The sequence below is a fragment of the Streptomyces sp. E-08 genome, assembly GCF_049913095.1.
Classification (GTDB): Bacteria; Actinomycetota; Actinomycetes; order Streptomycetales; family Streptomycetaceae; genus Streptomyces.
Genome location: NZ_CP183971.1, coordinates 3,642,913 through 3,657,730 on the forward strand (window position 1 = coordinate 3,642,913; position 14,818 = coordinate 3,657,730).

A 14,818-nucleotide genomic window follows, 5' to 3' on the forward strand; every position below is an offset into this window, starting at 1 on the left:
GGTTAACTTTCTTGACATAAAGATAGTTACGAGAATTTCGTGAACGTACAGAGGGCTGTCATGACACCGGAGATGTCCGAAAAGACCGTGCTGCGCAGCCGACTTCTGGCCGCCCGTGCCGCACTGACCCCCGACTCCCTCGCGGAAACGGCCGAATCCCTCGCCCGGCAGGGCATGGAACTGGCCGAACTCTCCGGGGCGGCCACCGTCGCCGCCTATGTGTCCGTGGGCCGCGAACCGGGCACCCGCACCCTCCTCGACGCCCTCCACGCGCGCGGGGTGCGGGTCCTGCTCCCCGTGCTGCTGCCCGACAACGACCTGGACTGGGCGGCGTACGAGGGACGCGGGGCGCTCGCGAAGGCCGGCCGCGGCCTCCTGGAGCCGACCGGCCCCCGGCTCGGCCCCGAGGCCGTGTGCGCCGCCGACACGGTGCTGCTGCCGGGCCTCGCCGTCGACGGGCGCGGGATGCGGCTCGGGCGGGGCGGCGGCTCGTACGACCGGGTCCTGGCCCGGCTCGCACGCGCGGGCGTGGATCCGGCCCTGGTGGTGCTCCTCTACGCGGACGAGGTGGTCGCGCGGGTCCCGGAGGAACCGCACGACCACCCCGTGCACGCGGTGGTGACCCCGGACGGGGTCACCCGCTTCCGCCCCTGATCAGGGCTTCAGCGTGAGCGTGTCCTTCGTCGTCGCGTCGACCGCCGCCTTGCCGTAGGCCCAGTCGTACAGCTCGCCCTTCGCCCAGGCGTCCGTCTGGTCGGTGTAGTTCGAGTGGAAGGCGTGCCCGGAGGCGCCGGTCAGGTTGACCCACCGGGACTTGTCCCAGTCGCCCACGTTGACCACCATCCGCATCGACGGGACCCAGATGACGTCGTAGCCGCCGGCCGCGTTCCAGCCGGTGGCGTCGACGGCCGCCTCGCCGCCGCCCAGGTTCCACGGGCCGCGGTTGAGGAGCTGCTGCACCACGCCGGGACCGGCGGTGCCGAGGGTCTGGTTCTTCAGGGTCAGCTGGTGCAGCCGGCCCCAGCTCCAGGTGGAGACGTCCTTGCCGAGCTTGGCGGTCAGCTCCCAGCGGGCGTCCTTCATGGCCCGGGCGAGCAGCTGGTCACGCGTCTCGGTGGCCGCGTCGGTGCGGCTGCCGGGGGTCGTCCACCACTCGTTCTCCTCCTGCTTGAGGAGCGGGCGGACCACCTCGTACCAGCGGTCGCCGCCGTCCGGCTGCGCCGAGTCGGGGTCGCGCTCGCCGCACTCGCGGACGAGCTTGTTCTGCTCGTCGACCGGACCGGTGGCCTCGGCCGGGCGGACGTTGATGCAGTCGCCCTCGGCGCGCAGCTCCTTGGGCAGCTTGTTCCCGAAGGCGAGCTTGAGGACGTTGCGCCAGACCGCGTTGAAGTAGGCGGCTGCGGCCGAGTCGGGCTCCTGGGTGTAGTCCCAGCCCTCCAGCAGCTTCTGCGCCTCGCGGACGGCCGGGTCGGAGATGTCGACCTTCAGCAGGAGCGGGTTGAGCAGGGTCGCGATCTCGCTGCGGTTGTCGGTCTGCATGGCCCGCATGTCGTCCGGCGAGATCTTGCCGCCGTCCTTGGTCTTCGACTCGATGAGGTCGTTGATCCGCTGGCTGCGCGAGCCGTAGCCCCAGTCCTTGGTGAGCAGGTCGGGGTAGGTCTTCTGGTCGATCACGGCCTGGTTGGCGGTGACGATGTAGCCGCGGTCCGGGTTGTACTCGTACGGCAGCTTCTCGAAGGGGATGTACCCCTTCCACCGGTACGAGGAGTCCCAGCCGGGCGCGGGCAGGGTGCCGTCGCCCTTGGCGCGCTGCGGGATCTTGCCGGGCGACTGGTAGCCGATGTTGCCCTCGGTGTCGGCGTAGATCAGGTTCTGGGACGGGACCTCGAAGTTCTTCGCGGCGACCCGGAAGGTGGTGAAGTCCTTGGCCCGGTCGAGGGCGAAGATCGCGTCCATGGACCTGCCCGGCTGGAGCGCGGTCCACTGCAGGGAGACGCCGTAGCCGGTGCCGCGGTCGGGGGCGGCGTTGCCGACGGGTGCCTTCTGGCCGACCTGCTCCAGCTCGGAGGAGCGGTCGGAGACGAGCGGGCCGCGCTCGGTGGAGCGGACGGTGATCTTGCGGTCGTCGCCGCCGGCGACCTTGATGGTCTCCTCGCGGCTCGTGAACGGCTTGACCTTGCCGTCGACGAGGTAGCCGTCGGGGCCGATCTTCTCCAGGTAGAGGTCGGTCACGTCGGCGCCGAGGTTGGTGAGACCCCAGGCGATCTTGTCGTTGTGGCCGATGATCACGCCGGGCATGCCGGAGAAGGTGTAGCCGGCGACGTCGTAGCGGCAGGTCGCCGAGACGGAGCGGCAGTGCAGGCCCATCTGGTACCAGAGGGACGGCAGCTGGGGCGCGAGGTGCGGGTCGTTGGCGAGCAGCGGCTTGCCGGAGGTCGTGTACTTCCCCGCGACGACCCAGGAGTTCGAGCCGATGCCGTTGCCGTTCGGGCCGAGCAGCGCGGGGACGGTGTCGAGGACCTCGGAGAGCGCGCCGAGCTGGGAGGCCACGCCGCCGCCGGAACCGCCCGGGCCCGAGCCCGGGGTGTCGCCGGTCGTCGTCCCGTCGCCCTCGGTCGCGTCGGCCTTCGGGTCGAACGTCCCGGTGGACTCGTCGACCGCGCCCTTGTCCAGGATCGGCTGGTGGAGCGCGTACGGGTACTCCGGGTACAGCTGCTTGATCTGCTGCGCGCTCAGCCGGCTCGTCATCAGCGAGCGGTCGATCTCGTCCTGCATGTTGCCGCGCAGGTCCCAGGCCATCGCCTTGAGCCAGGCCACCGAGTCGACCGGGGTCCACGGCTCGATCGCGTAGTCGTTGGTCAGCGACAGCGCCGCGTACTCGACCGAGACGTCCGCCGGCTTCGCGTGGTCCTTCAGGTAGGCGTTGACGCCCTCCGCGTACGCCTGGAGGTACTTCTTCGTCTCCGGCGACAGGACCTCGTCGTACTCCTGCTGCGCGACCCGGCGCCAGCCGAGGGTGCGCAGGAACGCGTCGGTGTCGACCTGGCTCTCGCCGAACATCTCGGAGAGCCGGCCCGCGGTCACGTGCCGGCGGACGTCCATCTCGTAGAACCGGTCCTGCGCCTGGACGTAGCCCTGGGCGCGGAAGAGGTCCGTCTCGTTGTCGGCGTAGATCTGCGGGACGCCGTTCGCGTCCCGCTTCACCTCGACGTCGGCCGAGAGCTTGTCGAGGCGGATCTCGCCGGTCGTCTGCGGGAACGAGGCCCGGACGGTGCTGACTCCCCAGTACCCGCCGAAGCCGATGCCCGCGACCAGTGCGAGGACCAGGACGAGGAGGAGCAGGCGGGCGCGCCGCCCTTTCTTCTTGGCGGTCTTCTTGCCGGGGGGCGCGGTCGTGTTGGAGGGCATCGCTGTCCTTCGAGGGGCAGGGTGGTCCTGGAGTACGGGAGCAACCTTAGGCGCAGCGTCCGGACGGCCCGGACGCGGTGTCAGGAAGAGAACCGTACTGGTGAGCGACGAGATGCAAAGAGGGCGTCAAGAAAGCGTTAAAGATTAGGTAAGGTAACGAAGTACCGGCCGCTGGAGGAACGATCCAGCCGCACGTGAGGGGAAGGAACGGCCACTGACTGTCCACCAGCTCAACGAACTCCTGCTCGTCTGCTCCCTCGTCCTGCTCGTGGCCGTCGCGGCCGTGCGGATCTCCTCCCGCAGCGGACTCCCGAGCCTCCTGCTCTACTTGGGCATCGGCGTCGCGATCGGGCAGGACGGCATCGGCAACGTCGCCTTCGACAACGCGGAACTGACGCAGGTCATCGGCTACGCCGCCCTCGTCGTGATCCTCGCCGAAGGCGGTCTCGGCACGAAGTGGAAGGAGATCAAGCCGGCGCTCCCCGCCGCGGTCGTCCTCTCCACCGTCGGCGTCGCCGTCAGCGTCGGCATCACCGCCGCCGGCGCCCACTACCTCGTCGGCCTCGACTGGCGACAGGCGCTGATCATCGGCGCCGTCGTCTCCTCCACCGACGCCGCCGCGGTCTTCTCCGTGCTGCGCAAGGTGCCCCTGCCCTCGCGGGTCACCGGTGTCCTGGAGGCCGAGTCCGGCTTCAACGACGCCCCCGTCGTCATCCTCGTCGTCGCCTTCTCCACCGCCGGACCGGTCGACCACTGGTACGTCCTCGTCGGCACGATCGCCCTCGAACTCGCCATCGGCGTCGCCGTCGGCCTCGCCGTCGGATTCGCCGGCGCCTACGGCCTGCGGCACGTGGCGCTGCCCGCCTCCGGCCTCTACCCGATCGCCGTCATGGCCATCGCCGTCAGCGCGTACGCCGCCGGCGCCATGGCCCACGGCTCCGGCTTCCTCGCCGTCTACCTGGCCTCGATGGTCCTCGGCAACGCCAAGCTGCCCCACGCGCCCGCGAACCGCGGCTTCGCCGAGGGGCTCGGCTGGATCGCCCAGATCGGCATGTTCGTCCTGCTCGGCCTGCTCGTCACCCCGCACGAGCTCGCCCACGACTTCTGGCCCGCCGTCGTCATCGGCCTCGTCCTGACGGTCGTCGCCCGGCCCATGGAGGTCCTGGTCAGCCTGCTGCCCTTCCGGATCCCCTGGCAGGAGCAGGCCCTGATGTCCTGGGCCGGCCTGCGCGGAGCCGTCCCCATCATCCTCGCCACCATCCCGATGGTGTCGAAGATCGAGGGCAGCGAACGCATCTTCAACATCGTCTTCGTCCTCGTCGTCGTCTACACCCTCGTCCAGGGCCCGACGCTGCCCTGGCTGGCCAGGGCCCTCAAGCTGGGCGACTCCTCCGAGGCCGCCGACCTCGGGGTCGAGTCCGCGCCGCTCGAACGGCTCCGCGGACACCTGCTCTCCGTCGCCATCCCGGAGCGCTCCCGGATGCACGGCGTCGAGGTCGCCGAACTGCGCCTCCCGGCCGGAGCCGCCGTCACCCTCGTCGTACGCGAGGACGCCAGCTTCGTACCGGGCCCCGCGACCGTCCTGCGGCACGGCGACGAACTCCTCGTCGTCGCCACCGACCCCGTACGGGACGCCACCGAGCGGCGGCTGCGCGCCGTCGGACAGGGCGGCAAGCTCGCCGGCTGGCTCGGGACCGGCGGCGCGACGGCCGCCTCGGCACCCGCCGCCACGGGCCGCTTCCACCTGCCGGGCAACGGCGGACACAGGCCCGGCAACGGCGGACACAAGAGAACATCCGGTTAATCCCAGGCATTAATTCAGGTGCGGGAGCGTTTTCCCAGGCGGGAAGACGCTCCTCCCTGTACCATGAAGGCACACCAGATCGAACCAACTCTGCCTGACGCAGAGCTGGCGCGACCGTATGGCGGCCGTGGCACCCCTCCACCGTGGGGCAGACCCGGTATCTACCGCAGTAACGCGCATGAGGACAGCTCTCGGCGACACCCGCACCACCGTGCCGGGGCGCGCTACCAGGCGGCAGAAAGGCAAGGACCGTGGCGTCCACGGTCATCACGGACAAGCGGCCCGGCTACGGGCAGCTCCTTCGCACCCCCGGTGCGCTGTCCTTCCTTCTCCCCGGCTTCGCCGCCCGGCAGCCCTTCGCGATGCTGACCATCGGCATCGTCCTGCTCGTCCAGCACACCACCGGATCCTTCGGCAGCGCCGGCGCCGTCGCCGCCGTCACCGGCGTCTCCATGGCGCTCTTCGCCCCGCAGAGCGGCAAGCTCGCCGACCGGTTCGGCCAGCGCGCCGTCCTGATCCCCGGCGTCCTCGTCCACACCGCGTCCGTCACCCTGCTCGTCGTCCTCGCCCTGAGCGGCGCCCCGCTCTGGGCACTGTTCCTGGCCGCCGTCCCCGCGGGCGCCTCCGTGCCCCAGGTCGGCCCGATGGTCCGGGCCCGCTGGGCCGCCAAGCTCGACGGCACCCCGCTGATGCCGACGGCCGCCGCCTTCGAATCCGTCACCGACGAGTTCACCTTCGTCGTCGGCCCCGTCCTCGCCACCGCCCTGTGCACCGGCGTCCACCCGGCCGCCGGCCTGATCGCCGAGGCCGCCCTCACCCTCGTCGGCGGCCTGTTCTTCGCCGCGCAGAGCGCCACCCAGCCCGCCTACGGCATCGCCGCGGCCGCCGGCCACCTCGGCGCCGAACCCCGCCGCTCCGCCCTGTCCGTCCCCGGCGTGCGTGTCCTCATCGTCGCCTTCCTCGGCATCGGCTCCGTCTTCGGCGGCATGCAGGTCTCCCTCACCGCCTTCACCGAGGAGATCGGCAACCCCGGCGCCAACGGCCTCCTCTACGGGATCTTCGCCGCCGGCAACATGCTCGCGGGCATCGCCATGGGCGCCGTCGCCTGGAAGACCGGCCCCCGCCGCCGCCTGATCATGGGCTACGCCGGCCTCACCGTCGCCGCCTCCCTGCTGTGGACCACGCACTCCGTGCTGCTCCTCGCCGCCCTCGGCCTCGTCGTCGGCCTGTGCATCGCCCCCGCCCTGATCACCGGCTACACCATCGTCGAGACCCTCATCCCGGCCACGGCCCGCACCGAGGCCTTCACCTGGCTCACCGGCGCCGTCGCCCTCGGCCAGGCCGCGGCCGTCACGGTCGCCGGCCGCCTCGCCGACGCCCACGGCGCGAGCACCGGATTCCTGGTGCCGATGGCGGGCACCGTCCTCGCCCTGGCCACGCTGCTCGCCCTGCGCTCGCGGCTCGCGCCGCGCGAGGCCGGCCGGGTCGCGGCACGTGGCATCGGTCACCGCGTGCCGGTGACGGTGGACTGATCCCACGGAATACGTCAGTATGGATCGTCGTTAGCACTCGATGAGTGTGAGTGCCAGGAGGAAGTCAAGTGCCGACCTACCAGTACCAGTGCACCGAGTGCGGCGAAGGCCTCGAGGCGGTGCAGAAGTTCACCGATGACGCCCTGACCGAGTGCCCCAGCTGCAACGGACGCCTGAAGAAGGTGTTCTCGGCCGTCGGCATCGTCTTCAAGGGTTCCGGCTTCTACCGGAACGACAGCCGCGGCTCGTCGTCCAGCAGCTCGCCGGCCTCGTCGAAGTCCTCGACGACGACGTCCACGACGTCCTCTTCCCCGGACTCCAAGCCCGCCGCGTCGACCGCGTCGTCGTCCACCTCCTCGTCCTCGGCGTCCTCGTCGAGCACCGGGAGCTCGGCCGCCTGACCGCACGCGCCCTCCGAGGGCCCCGTCGCCACCCGCGACGGGGCCCTCGGCGTATCCGCACGCCCTGCGTAGGGTGACCCGCATGGCCAACCATGACGTGTACGCCGACATCGGCGTGATCGGCGGCTCCGGCTTCTACTCCTTCCTGGAGGACGTCACCGAGGTGACCGTCGACACCCCGTACGGAAGCCCCAGCGACTCCCTCTTCCTCGGCGCGATCGGCGGCCGTCAGGTCGCCTTCCTCCCCCGGCACGGCCGCGGCCACACCGTCCCGCCGCACCGGATCAACTACCGCGCGAACCTCTGGGCCCTGCGCTCCGTCGGCGTACGACAGGTCCTCGGGCCCTGCGCCGTCGGCGGACTGCGCGAGGACCACGGACCCGGCACGCTCGTCGTCCCCGACCAGCTCGTCGACCGTACGAAGAGCCGGGCGCAGACCTACTTCGACGGGGAGCGGCGCGCCGACGGGGCCCAGCCCCGCGTCGTCCACGTGACCTTCGCCGACCCCTACTGCCCGGACGGACGGCGGGCCGCGGTCAAGGCCGCCCGGGGCCGCGACTGGGAACCCGTGGACGGCGGCACGATGGTCGTCGTCGAAGGCCCCCGCTTCTCCACCCGCGCCGAATCGCGCTGGCACGCCGCCGCCGGCTGGTCCGTCGTCGGCATGACCGGACACCCCGAGGCCGTCCTCGCCCGCGAACTGGGCCTCTGCTACACCTCCCTCGCACTCGTCACCGACCTCGACGCCGGCGCCGAGACCGGAGAGGGCGTCTCCCACACCGAAGTCCTCCGCGTGTTCGGCGAGAACGTCGGACGCCTGCGGGACGTCCTCTTCGACGCCGTGGCGGCCCTGCCCGCCACGGTGGACCGGGACTGTCTCTGCACACATGCCCACGACGGCTGGGACCTGGGCATCGAACTGCCGTAAACCACTCGCGGGAGTGCAGGAGTTGTCCACAGGCGCGGGGTGATCCCCAGGCCGGAGCGGGGCGACGGCGGGACCGGGAGAGTGGCGGCACGAACCCGTTCCCGAGCAGGACAGGCGGCACCCCGCATGACGACGGCCACCCCTCTCACCTCCCCCTCCTCCGTCCCCCCGCCCTGCACCGTGCCGGCCTTCGAGCCGCTCCGCGTCCGGGGCGCCCTCCACCGGCTGCGCAGGGCGCTCCGGCGCGGGCGGCGCGCACCCGCACTGCTCCTGGCCCTGACGGCCGGCGCCCTGGCCGTCGCACAGACGGGAGCCGCCCCCGCCCCGGCTCCTCCCCCTTCGGCGCCCGCCCGCGCCCGGCCGCCCGCCGCCGCACCCCTGGTGTCCGCGCCCGTACGGATCGCCGACGCCGCGACCGTACGGCTGCTGCGCCCCGGCGACCGGGTCGACGTGATCGCCGCGCCCGACTCGCCACTCGGCGGGGACGGTGAGGCCCGCGTGGTCGCGACGGGCGCCCGAGTGGCCGAGGTTCCACGGCCGGGCGAGACCCGATCGGACGGAGGGGCGCTCGTCGTCCTCTCCGTGCCACGGCCGACGGCGGCGAAGCTGGCAGGTGCCGGTGTCACGTCCCGACTGGCGGTGATCGTGTGCTGATTCGCACTGACTCGCTGTCAAGTCACCGTCCAGTGTGTACGGATTGGACGCCTGTGCGCGGTTCACGGCCTAATGGCTCCGCACACAGCAGCACACGCGACGAAAGGCACCTCGGTGGCCGAGAAGAAGGAAAGTTTGCTGGGAGGCTTCAAGGCCTTCCTGATGCGTGGCAACGTGATCGACCTGGCGGTGGCGGTCGTCATCGGTGCCGCGTTCACGAACATCGTGAACTCGGTGGTCAAGGGCATCATCAACCCGGTCGTCGGCGCCTTCGGCACCAAGGACCTGGAGAGCTACTCGTCCTGCATCAAGGACAGCTGCGTCGTGGTCAACGGCGAGGTGCAGGGCATCCAGATCCAGTGGGGCCTGGTCCTCAGCGCCGTGCTGAGCTTCCTGATCACCGCCGCCGTCGTCTACTTCCTCATGGTCCTGCCGATGGCGAAGATCCTCGCCAAGCGCGCTGCGCACGACAAGGCGAAGGAGGGCGTCGAGGAGGTCATGGAGATCAGCGAGCTGGAGGTGCTCAAGGAGATCCGCGACCACCTCATCGCCCAGCGCGGCCCGGCGACAGGCTCTGGCTCCGGCTCTGGCTCCGGCTTCGGCTCGGGCTCCGGTGGTGGCTCGGGGACGCACCCCACCTCCTGACCGGCGGGACACGCCGGTCTCAGAGGTGGTGCGGCGGCTTCTCGTCGAGGAAGCGCGCGAGGTCGGCGGCGCTGTCGCCGCCGACCGGAGGCCGCTCGCCCCACCCGCGGTCCGTGTCGTCCGCGGATTGCTGGTCCAGCGGATCGTCGAAGACGAGTGCCGGCTTCGGACTGTTCTCGGGACTGGAAGATGTGCCGGGCCGCTTCGCGTCTCGCGGTCCGTGGGCGGGGGCGGTGCTCATCTCTTCAGAGTACGCCCGCTCACCCGCCCCGTACCCCTCTGATCAGCGGTCCTTCGGGTCGATCAGCCAGAGGCCCAGCACCACGAGGAACGACAGGACGAGGAAGCCCGCGCCCCACCAGGCGGTGCCGGTGTCGCCCGTCATCCACTCGTCCACCACGATCGTCAGCCCCCACAGCTGGCCGATGACGACCGTGAGCGCCAGCGCCAGACGCGCCGAGAGCTTCGACGAACGCTCCGGCTCCTGCTCCGTACCGGCCCCGGGACCCGGCCCGGTGCGCCGGATCCGGGGATCGCCGTACCCGCTGGTGGGCCGGATCTGCGGGTAGCGCTCGTGCACGGGCCGGTTCAGCCGGGGCTGAGCGCTGCCGGGGGTGTAGGCGGGCGGGCGCGGGGGCTCCGCCGGCTCCGGGGCTTCGGGATCCCGGGGGAACGCGCTCTCGCTCATGTCCGCTCGCTCCTCTCGGCGGGCACGGTCGGGGCCGCGCCGCCCTCCAGGCGCTCGCAGAGGGGGCTGCCCTCCCCGCGCTGGCGGCAGTAGCCCTCCTGGAGGCTCTCGCCGGAGCGAGCGGTGCCGACGGCCCAGACGCTGCCGTCGACCTGCTCCAGCAGGATCACCTTCGGCAGGCCGCGTGGCGGGGGGCCGGCGGTGACCTCTCCCGTGCGGGCGTCGAAGATCCCCTCGTGGCAGGGGCAGTACAGCTCGCCCTCACTCCCCCGCTCCCTGCGCCAGAGCACGGCGCAGGCGAGGTGGGTGCAGACGGCGGAGTAGCCGGCGAGGGTGCCGTCGTCCATGCGTACGGCGATCGCCCGGTCCTCGTCGCCCGGGTAGCGGAAGGCGAGCGACTCCCCCGGTTCGATCCGGTCGGCGATCTTCTTGATCGCGGGGGTGCCGTCGGGGTCGCCGTGCCGGTGCAGGATGCCGGAGGCGACGGCGATGCCGCCGACGGCGATGCCGCCGGAGACGGTGGTGACGATCCGCAGGTAGTCGCGCCGGGTGGTGAGGGAGTCGGCGGCGATCCGGTCGCGGAGCGCTTCCTGGGCGGCGTCGGCGTGGGCGTCCGGGGCGGGTGGCTGGGGGTCGGTGACGCTCAACGGACGCCCTCCCGTCGCCCGCCGCCGCCCTTGTTCGAGTTCGCCGCGCTCACGTCCCTTCCGTTGATCTCGACGACGGGGAGGCCGCCGGGCACCGGCCACTGGACCTTGTCGGCGGGGACGACCATCGCCACTCCGGTGGAGACGGTGGTGCTGCCGAAGGTGAAGGAGTCGGCGACCTGGACGCCGGGGCGTTCGGCGCGGAGCTCGTCGAGGGTTCCGTAGAAGAGGGCGCCGGTGGGACAGACGGTGGCGCACATGGGGGCGAGGCCGTAGGCGGTGCGGTCGTAGCAGAGGTTGCACTTCATCTGGAGCTTCGCCTGGAGGTCGATCTTGGGCACGCCGAAGGGGCAGGCGTTGACGCAGTTGGCGCAGCCGATGCAGCGGGTGGTGTCGGCCTGCTGCACGACGCCGTCGGCGGTGACGAGGATGGCGTCGGCGGGGCAGACCTCGGCGCAGGGGGCGACCGGGTCCTCGCAGTGCATGCAGACGGTGGGGAGGGAGGCCACGGAGTGGCCTTCGTCGGGGTAGTCGAGGTGGATCATCGACTTGCCGCGGTGGGAGTCGCATTCGCGGCAGGCGGAGACGCAGGCCTGGCAGCCGATGCAGCGGCCCGGGTCGATGAAGATCGTGCGGCCCATCATGTGCGGGTCAGCTCCTCTCCGCGGTGCCGCGGCCCTGGGGGGAGGTGGGGGGCAGCGGGTCGGTGCGGGAGACCTGGGTCTCCAGGTAGGCCTGGTGGCCGGGGGCGGTGGGGGGTGCGGGGACGTCGTCGACGCGTTCGGCGGCCTCGATGCGGGCGGCGCACACCTTGTACTCGGGGATCTTGGAGCGTGGGTCGAGGGCGTCGATGGTGAGGGCGTTGGCCGCGGTGGGGACGGGCCAGTGGTAGGGCACGAAGACGGTGTCGGGGCGGATGGCCTCGGTGACGAGGGCGGGGAAGACCTCGCTGCCGCGGCGGGTGACGACGCGGACGGGGTCGCCGTTGCGGAAGCCGTGGGAGGGGTGGACCTCGACCCAGGGGCGGGGGGTCTGTTCGACGAGGGCGCCGAGGCGGCGGGTCTGGTTGCCGGAGAGGAAGTGGGCGACGGTGCGGCCGGTGGTGAGGGAGAGGGGGTACTCCTCGCTGTACGGGTCCATGGGCGGGTGCCATTCGACGACCTGCATGTGGATCCTGCCGTCGGGGTGGTAGGTGCGGCCGTCCTCGAAGAGGCGGGGGGTGCCGGGGTGGTCGGTGCTGGGGCAGGGCCAGGCGATGCCGCCGGTCTCGTCGAGGCGTTCGTACGTGATGCCGTAGTAGTCGTTGACGGTTCCGGCGGAGGCGGTGCGGAGTTCCTCGAAGACGGAGCGGGAGTCGGGGAACGCGAACTTGTCTCCGGCGCCGAGGCGTCTGGCGAGTTCGCAGATGACCCAGGTGTCGGTGCGGACGCCGGCGGGGGGTTCCTGGGCCTTGTTGTGCTTGACGACCCTGGCTTCGGCGTTGGCCATGACGCCTTCGTCCTCGGCCCAGACGGTGACGGGGAAGACGACGTGGGCGTTGGCGGCGGTCTCGGAGAGGAAGAAGTCGAACTGGGCGTGGAATTCGAGGGTGTCGTAGCCGTCCTTGACGGTGGCGTAGTGGGGGAGGGAGACGAAGGGGTTGTTGCAGATGCCGACGAGTCCGCGGATCTCCTTGCGCTGCATCTGCCAGACCATCTCCATCATGGAGGTGCCGGCGGGTGGGAGTTCGGCTTCGTCGATGCCCCAGATCTCGCAGATCTGGCGGCGGTGTTCGGGGTTGGTGATGGAGCGGCCGCCGGGGAGGAGGTCGGATTTCTGGCCGTGTTCGCGGCCGCCCTGGCCGTTGCCCTGGCCGGTGATGGTGCCGTAGCCGGCGCCGGGCTTCCCGATGTGTCCGGTGGCGGCGCAGAGGTTGATGATCGAGAGGCAGTTCTCGACGCCCTGGGAGTGGTGTTCGACGCCGCGGGCGTGCCAGGCCATGGCCTTGTCCGCGCCCGCGAACATGCGGGCGACCTGGACGATCTGTTGCTCGGGGACGCCGCAGATCTCGGCGGACCGGGCGGGCGGGTAGTCGGCGACGGTCCTCTTGACGTCCTCCCAGCCGGTGGCGTGGGCGGCGAGGTAGGTCTCGTCGGTGAGGCCCTCGGCGACGACGACGTGGAGGACCGCGTTGAAGAAGGCCGAGTCGGTGCCGGGTTTGAGGGCGACGTGGACGTCGGCGGTGCGGGCGATCGCGGTCTCGCGGGGGTCGACGACGATGAGGGAGGCGCCGCGGTCGCGGGCTCCCCACAGGTACTGGGTCATGACGGGGAAGCATTCGCCGACGTTGGAGCCGGCGATGAGGAGGCAGTCGGTGAGGAGGATGTCGGAGAAGGGGTTGCCGGCGCGGTCGATGCCGAAGGCGAGTTTGTTGGCTCCGGCGGCGGAGACCATGCAGAGGCGGCCGTTGTAGTCGACGTGCCGGGTCCTGAGGGCGACGCGGGCGAACTTGCCGACGAGGTAGGTCTTCTCGGAGAAGAGGCTGGCGCCGCCGAGGAGTCCGAAGGCGTCGCTTCCGTGTTCGGCCTGGATGCGGCGGATCTCGGCGACGGTGTGGTCGAGGGCCTCGTCCCAGCTGACCTCGCGGAACTCCTCGTCGCGGCTGCGGCGCAGGAGGGGTGCGGTGAGGCGGTCGGGGTGGTTGACCTGCTGGTAGGCGTTGATGCCCTTGGGGCAGAGCCGCATGCGGTTGATGTCGTGGTTGCGGGGTTCGACGCCGAAGACCTTGCCGTGGCGGTCGACGCGGAGGTACATGCCGCACTGGACGCCGCAGAAGCAGCAGTGGGTGGGGACGAGGGTCTCGCCGTTCTGGTCGGCGTGCCAGCGGTCGGCGGGGATGCCGCCGGCGTCGCGGAAGCTGCGGGTGCCGGGTGGGGCGAGGGAGGGATCGAGCGGCAGCGGCCGGCCGGGGGTCGCGGGGTCGGTCGCGGTCACTTGAAGCCCTTCTTGACGTGATCGAGGTAGGCGTTGCCGCGCAGGACGCGTTTGCAGCGGGGGCAGTACTCGGCCCATGCGTCGAAGCCGAGGTCGAGGTCGCGCATGGTGCCCTGGAGGTTCGCGACGTAGGGGGTGGTGTCGATGGGTTCGTGGCAGCGGCGGCAGGTGAGGATCTCGTCGTCGTCCTCGCGGCGGGCGGTGTATTTGAAGAGCTGCATGCCGACGGCGGCGGGGCGCTGGACGATGTGGAAGAACTTCCCGAAGGGGATGTAGATGAGGGTGAAGACGACGGACACCATGTGGAGGATGGCGAGGAACTCGTAGCCGCCGCCGTGCAGGAAGATCGACGAGAAGGTCAGCAGCAGCCCCGTCACGGAGATGACGATGAGGGCGATGAGCGGGACGAGGTCGTAGGCGAAGCGCTGGCCGGTGATGGCGGCTCGGTCCTTCATGCGGCGCCAGAGGAAGTAGGAGGCGCCGGCGATGACGAGGACGGCGGCGATGTCGAGGCCGTGGAACATGAGCCAGCCGACGGCGTTGAGCGCGTCGAATCCGATGATCTTGAAGCCCCAGATCCGCATCTCGTAGCCGGGTCCCGAGCCGCTGTCGGAGGTGAAGGTGAACCAGCCCCAGGTGAGGGGGAAGGTGATCGCGGCGGCGAGCAGGCAGCCCCAGAAGAGGAGCTGGTGGGCGGCCCAGCGGGCGTGGGAGCGGGCGCCGAGGAACTTCTGGAAGCCGAGGTAGGTGGCGATCATCCTGGGCAGGGCGGTGGGTGCCCTGCGGAAGTTCGCGGCGGAGAAGAAGGAGCGCCAGCCCTGCTGGAAGAGGCGGCGGGCGCCGGGGGCGGAGATCCAGACGGTGTAGCGGTAGGTGACGCCGAAGGCGAGGAAGACGGTGGCGACGGCGTACGGGAGGAGGGCCGAGTCGAAGTCGCGGAGCAGGCGGCTGCCGAGGACGATCGCGAGGATCAGCAGGACGGAGACGACGACGCCGGCGAGGGTGGCGCGGCGGCGGACGGCGGCGGGGCTCTGGCGTGGCGACCCGGTGGTCCGCGGCGGCGCGGCGGGGGGCTCGCTCGGTGGGGGCGTCTGCTCGGCGGTCTGCGGTGGCTCGGTCACGCGGTCACGGTAAAGCT

14 protein-coding genes are annotated in these 14,818 nt (G+C 71.2%); 7 read left to right on the plus strand and 7 right to left on the minus strand.

What is annotated here, in order from left to right; translation table 11 throughout:
* Nucleotides 1-60 precede the first annotated feature (60 nt).
* Complete coding sequence (locus ACN9MM_RS16560) at nt 61-654, plus strand: 5-formyltetrahydrofolate cyclo-ligase (protein ID WP_426364346.1); 594 nt, start codon at nt 61-63, stop codon at nt 652-654.
* Here ACN9MM_RS16560 and ACN9MM_RS16565 read toward each other — a convergent pair whose 3' ends face one another.
* Nucleotides 655-3,408: a penicillin acylase family protein gene (locus tag ACN9MM_RS16565; RefSeq protein WP_426364347.1), complete on the minus strand. Its 2,754-nt coding sequence runs from the start codon at nt 3,406-3,408 to the stop codon at nt 655-657.
* A 214-nt stretch (nt 3,409-3,622) separates the two neighbouring features.
* On the opposite strand from ACN9MM_RS16565, the gene ACN9MM_RS16570 reads away from it, so the two are divergent.
* The 6 genes from ACN9MM_RS16570 (at nt 3,623) to mscL (ending at nt 9,372) form a co-directional block, all read left to right on the plus strand.
* A complete protein-coding gene (locus ACN9MM_RS16570) occupies nt 3,623-5,212 on the plus strand; it encodes a potassium/proton antiporter (RefSeq protein ID WP_426368759.1) in 1,590 nt (529 codons plus the stop codon).
* A gap of 251 nt (nt 5,213-5,463) precedes the next feature.
* Nucleotides 5,464-6,744, plus strand: a complete 1,281-nt coding sequence (locus ACN9MM_RS16575) for an MFS transporter (RefSeq protein ID WP_426364348.1) — start codon at nt 5,464-5,466, stop codon at nt 6,742-6,744.
* A gap of 68 nt (nt 6,745-6,812) precedes the next feature.
* Nucleotides 6,813-7,145, plus strand: coding sequence for an FmdB family zinc ribbon protein (locus tag ACN9MM_RS16580; protein WP_426364349.1), 333 nt, complete (start codon nt 6,813-6,815; stop codon nt 7,143-7,145).
* 82 nt (nt 7,146-7,227) lie between these two features.
* Complete coding sequence (locus tag ACN9MM_RS16585) at nt 7,228-8,073, plus strand: S-methyl-5'-thioadenosine phosphorylase (RefSeq protein ID WP_426364350.1); 846 nt, start codon at nt 7,228-7,230, stop codon at nt 8,071-8,073.
* A gap of 126 nt (nt 8,074-8,199) precedes the next feature.
* Nucleotides 8,200-8,727, plus strand: coding sequence for a hypothetical protein (locus ACN9MM_RS16590; RefSeq protein WP_426364351.1), 528 nt, complete (start codon nt 8,200-8,202; stop codon nt 8,725-8,727).
* Between the two features lie 72 nt (nt 8,728-8,799).
* Complete coding sequence (mscL, locus tag ACN9MM_RS16595; protein ID WP_426364352.1) at nt 8,800-9,372, plus strand: large conductance mechanosensitive channel protein MscL; 573 nt, start codon at nt 8,800-8,802, stop codon at nt 9,370-9,372.
* Between the two features lie 19 nt (nt 9,373-9,391).
* Here mscL and ACN9MM_RS16600 read toward each other — a convergent pair whose 3' ends face one another.
* Genes ACN9MM_RS16600 through ACN9MM_RS16625 form a run of 6 tightly spaced genes read right to left on the minus strand, consistent with a single transcriptional unit; the run spans nt 9,392 to nt 14,801 of the window.
* On the minus strand, nt 9,392-9,613 hold the full coding sequence (locus ACN9MM_RS16600) for a hypothetical protein (protein ID WP_426364353.1): 222 nt from the start codon (nt 9,611-9,613) through the stop codon (nt 9,392-9,394).
* A gap of 42 nt (nt 9,614-9,655) precedes the next feature.
* Nucleotides 9,656-10,060 carry a hypothetical protein gene (locus ACN9MM_RS16605; protein WP_426364354.1) on the minus strand — a complete coding sequence of 135 codons (405 nt, stop codon included), beginning with the start codon at nt 10,058-10,060 and terminating at the stop codon, nt 9,656-9,658.
* Nucleotides 10,057-10,707, minus strand: coding sequence for a ubiquinol-cytochrome c reductase iron-sulfur subunit (locus ACN9MM_RS16610; RefSeq protein WP_426364355.1), 651 nt, complete (start codon nt 10,705-10,707; stop codon nt 10,057-10,059). The genes ACN9MM_RS16605 and ACN9MM_RS16610 overlap by 4 nt, the downstream gene beginning before the upstream one ends.
* Nucleotides 10,704-11,351: a 4Fe-4S dicluster domain-containing protein gene (locus tag ACN9MM_RS16615; protein ID WP_426364356.1), complete on the minus strand. Its 648-nt coding sequence runs from the start codon at nt 11,349-11,351 to the stop codon at nt 10,704-10,706. Before ACN9MM_RS16615 ends, ACN9MM_RS16610 begins: the two co-directional genes overlap by 4 nt.
* Before the next feature lie 7 nt (nt 11,352-11,358).
* Nucleotides 11,359-13,680, minus strand: a complete 2,322-nt coding sequence (locus ACN9MM_RS16620; RefSeq protein WP_426364357.1) for a molybdopterin oxidoreductase family protein — start codon at nt 13,678-13,680, stop codon at nt 11,359-11,361.
* Entirely contained in the window at nt 13,677-14,801 is a 1,125-nt protein-coding gene (locus ACN9MM_RS16625; RefSeq protein ID WP_426364358.1) for an MFS transporter, read from the minus strand. Before ACN9MM_RS16625 ends, ACN9MM_RS16620 begins: the two co-directional genes overlap by 4 nt.
* Nucleotides 14,802-14,818: the final 17 nt, after the last annotated feature.

What these genes read in the sequence shown, in the direction of transcription:
- ACN9MM_RS16615 (WP_426364356.1), bottom strand. Translation starts at nt 11,351, where the DNA reads ATGATGGGCCGCACGATCTTCATCGACCCGGGCCGCTGCATCGGCTGC.
- ACN9MM_RS16560 (WP_426364346.1), top strand. Translation starts at nt 61, where the DNA reads ATGACACCGGAGATGTCCGAAAAGACCGTGCTGCGCAGCCGACTTCTG.
- mscL (WP_426364352.1), top strand. Translation starts at nt 8,800, where the DNA reads ATGGCTCCGCACACAGCAGCACACGCGACGAAAGGCACCTCGGTGGCC.
- ACN9MM_RS16605 (WP_426364354.1), bottom strand. Translation starts at nt 10,060, where the DNA reads ATGAGCGAGAGCGCGTTCCCCCGGGATCCCGAAGCCCCGGAGCCGGCG.
- ACN9MM_RS16600 (WP_426364353.1), bottom strand. Translation starts at nt 9,613, where the DNA reads ATGAGCACCGCCCCCGCCCACGGACCGCGAGACGCGAAGCGGCCCGGC.
- ACN9MM_RS16565 (WP_426364347.1), bottom strand. Translation starts at nt 3,408, where the DNA reads ATGCCCTCCAACACGACCGCGCCCCCCGGCAAGAAGACCGCCAAGAAG.
- ACN9MM_RS16585 (WP_426364350.1), top strand. Translation starts at nt 7,228, where the DNA reads ATGGCCAACCATGACGTGTACGCCGACATCGGCGTGATCGGCGGCTCC.
- ACN9MM_RS16590 (WP_426364351.1), top strand. Translation starts at nt 8,200, where the DNA reads ATGACGACGGCCACCCCTCTCACCTCCCCCTCCTCCGTCCCCCCGCCC.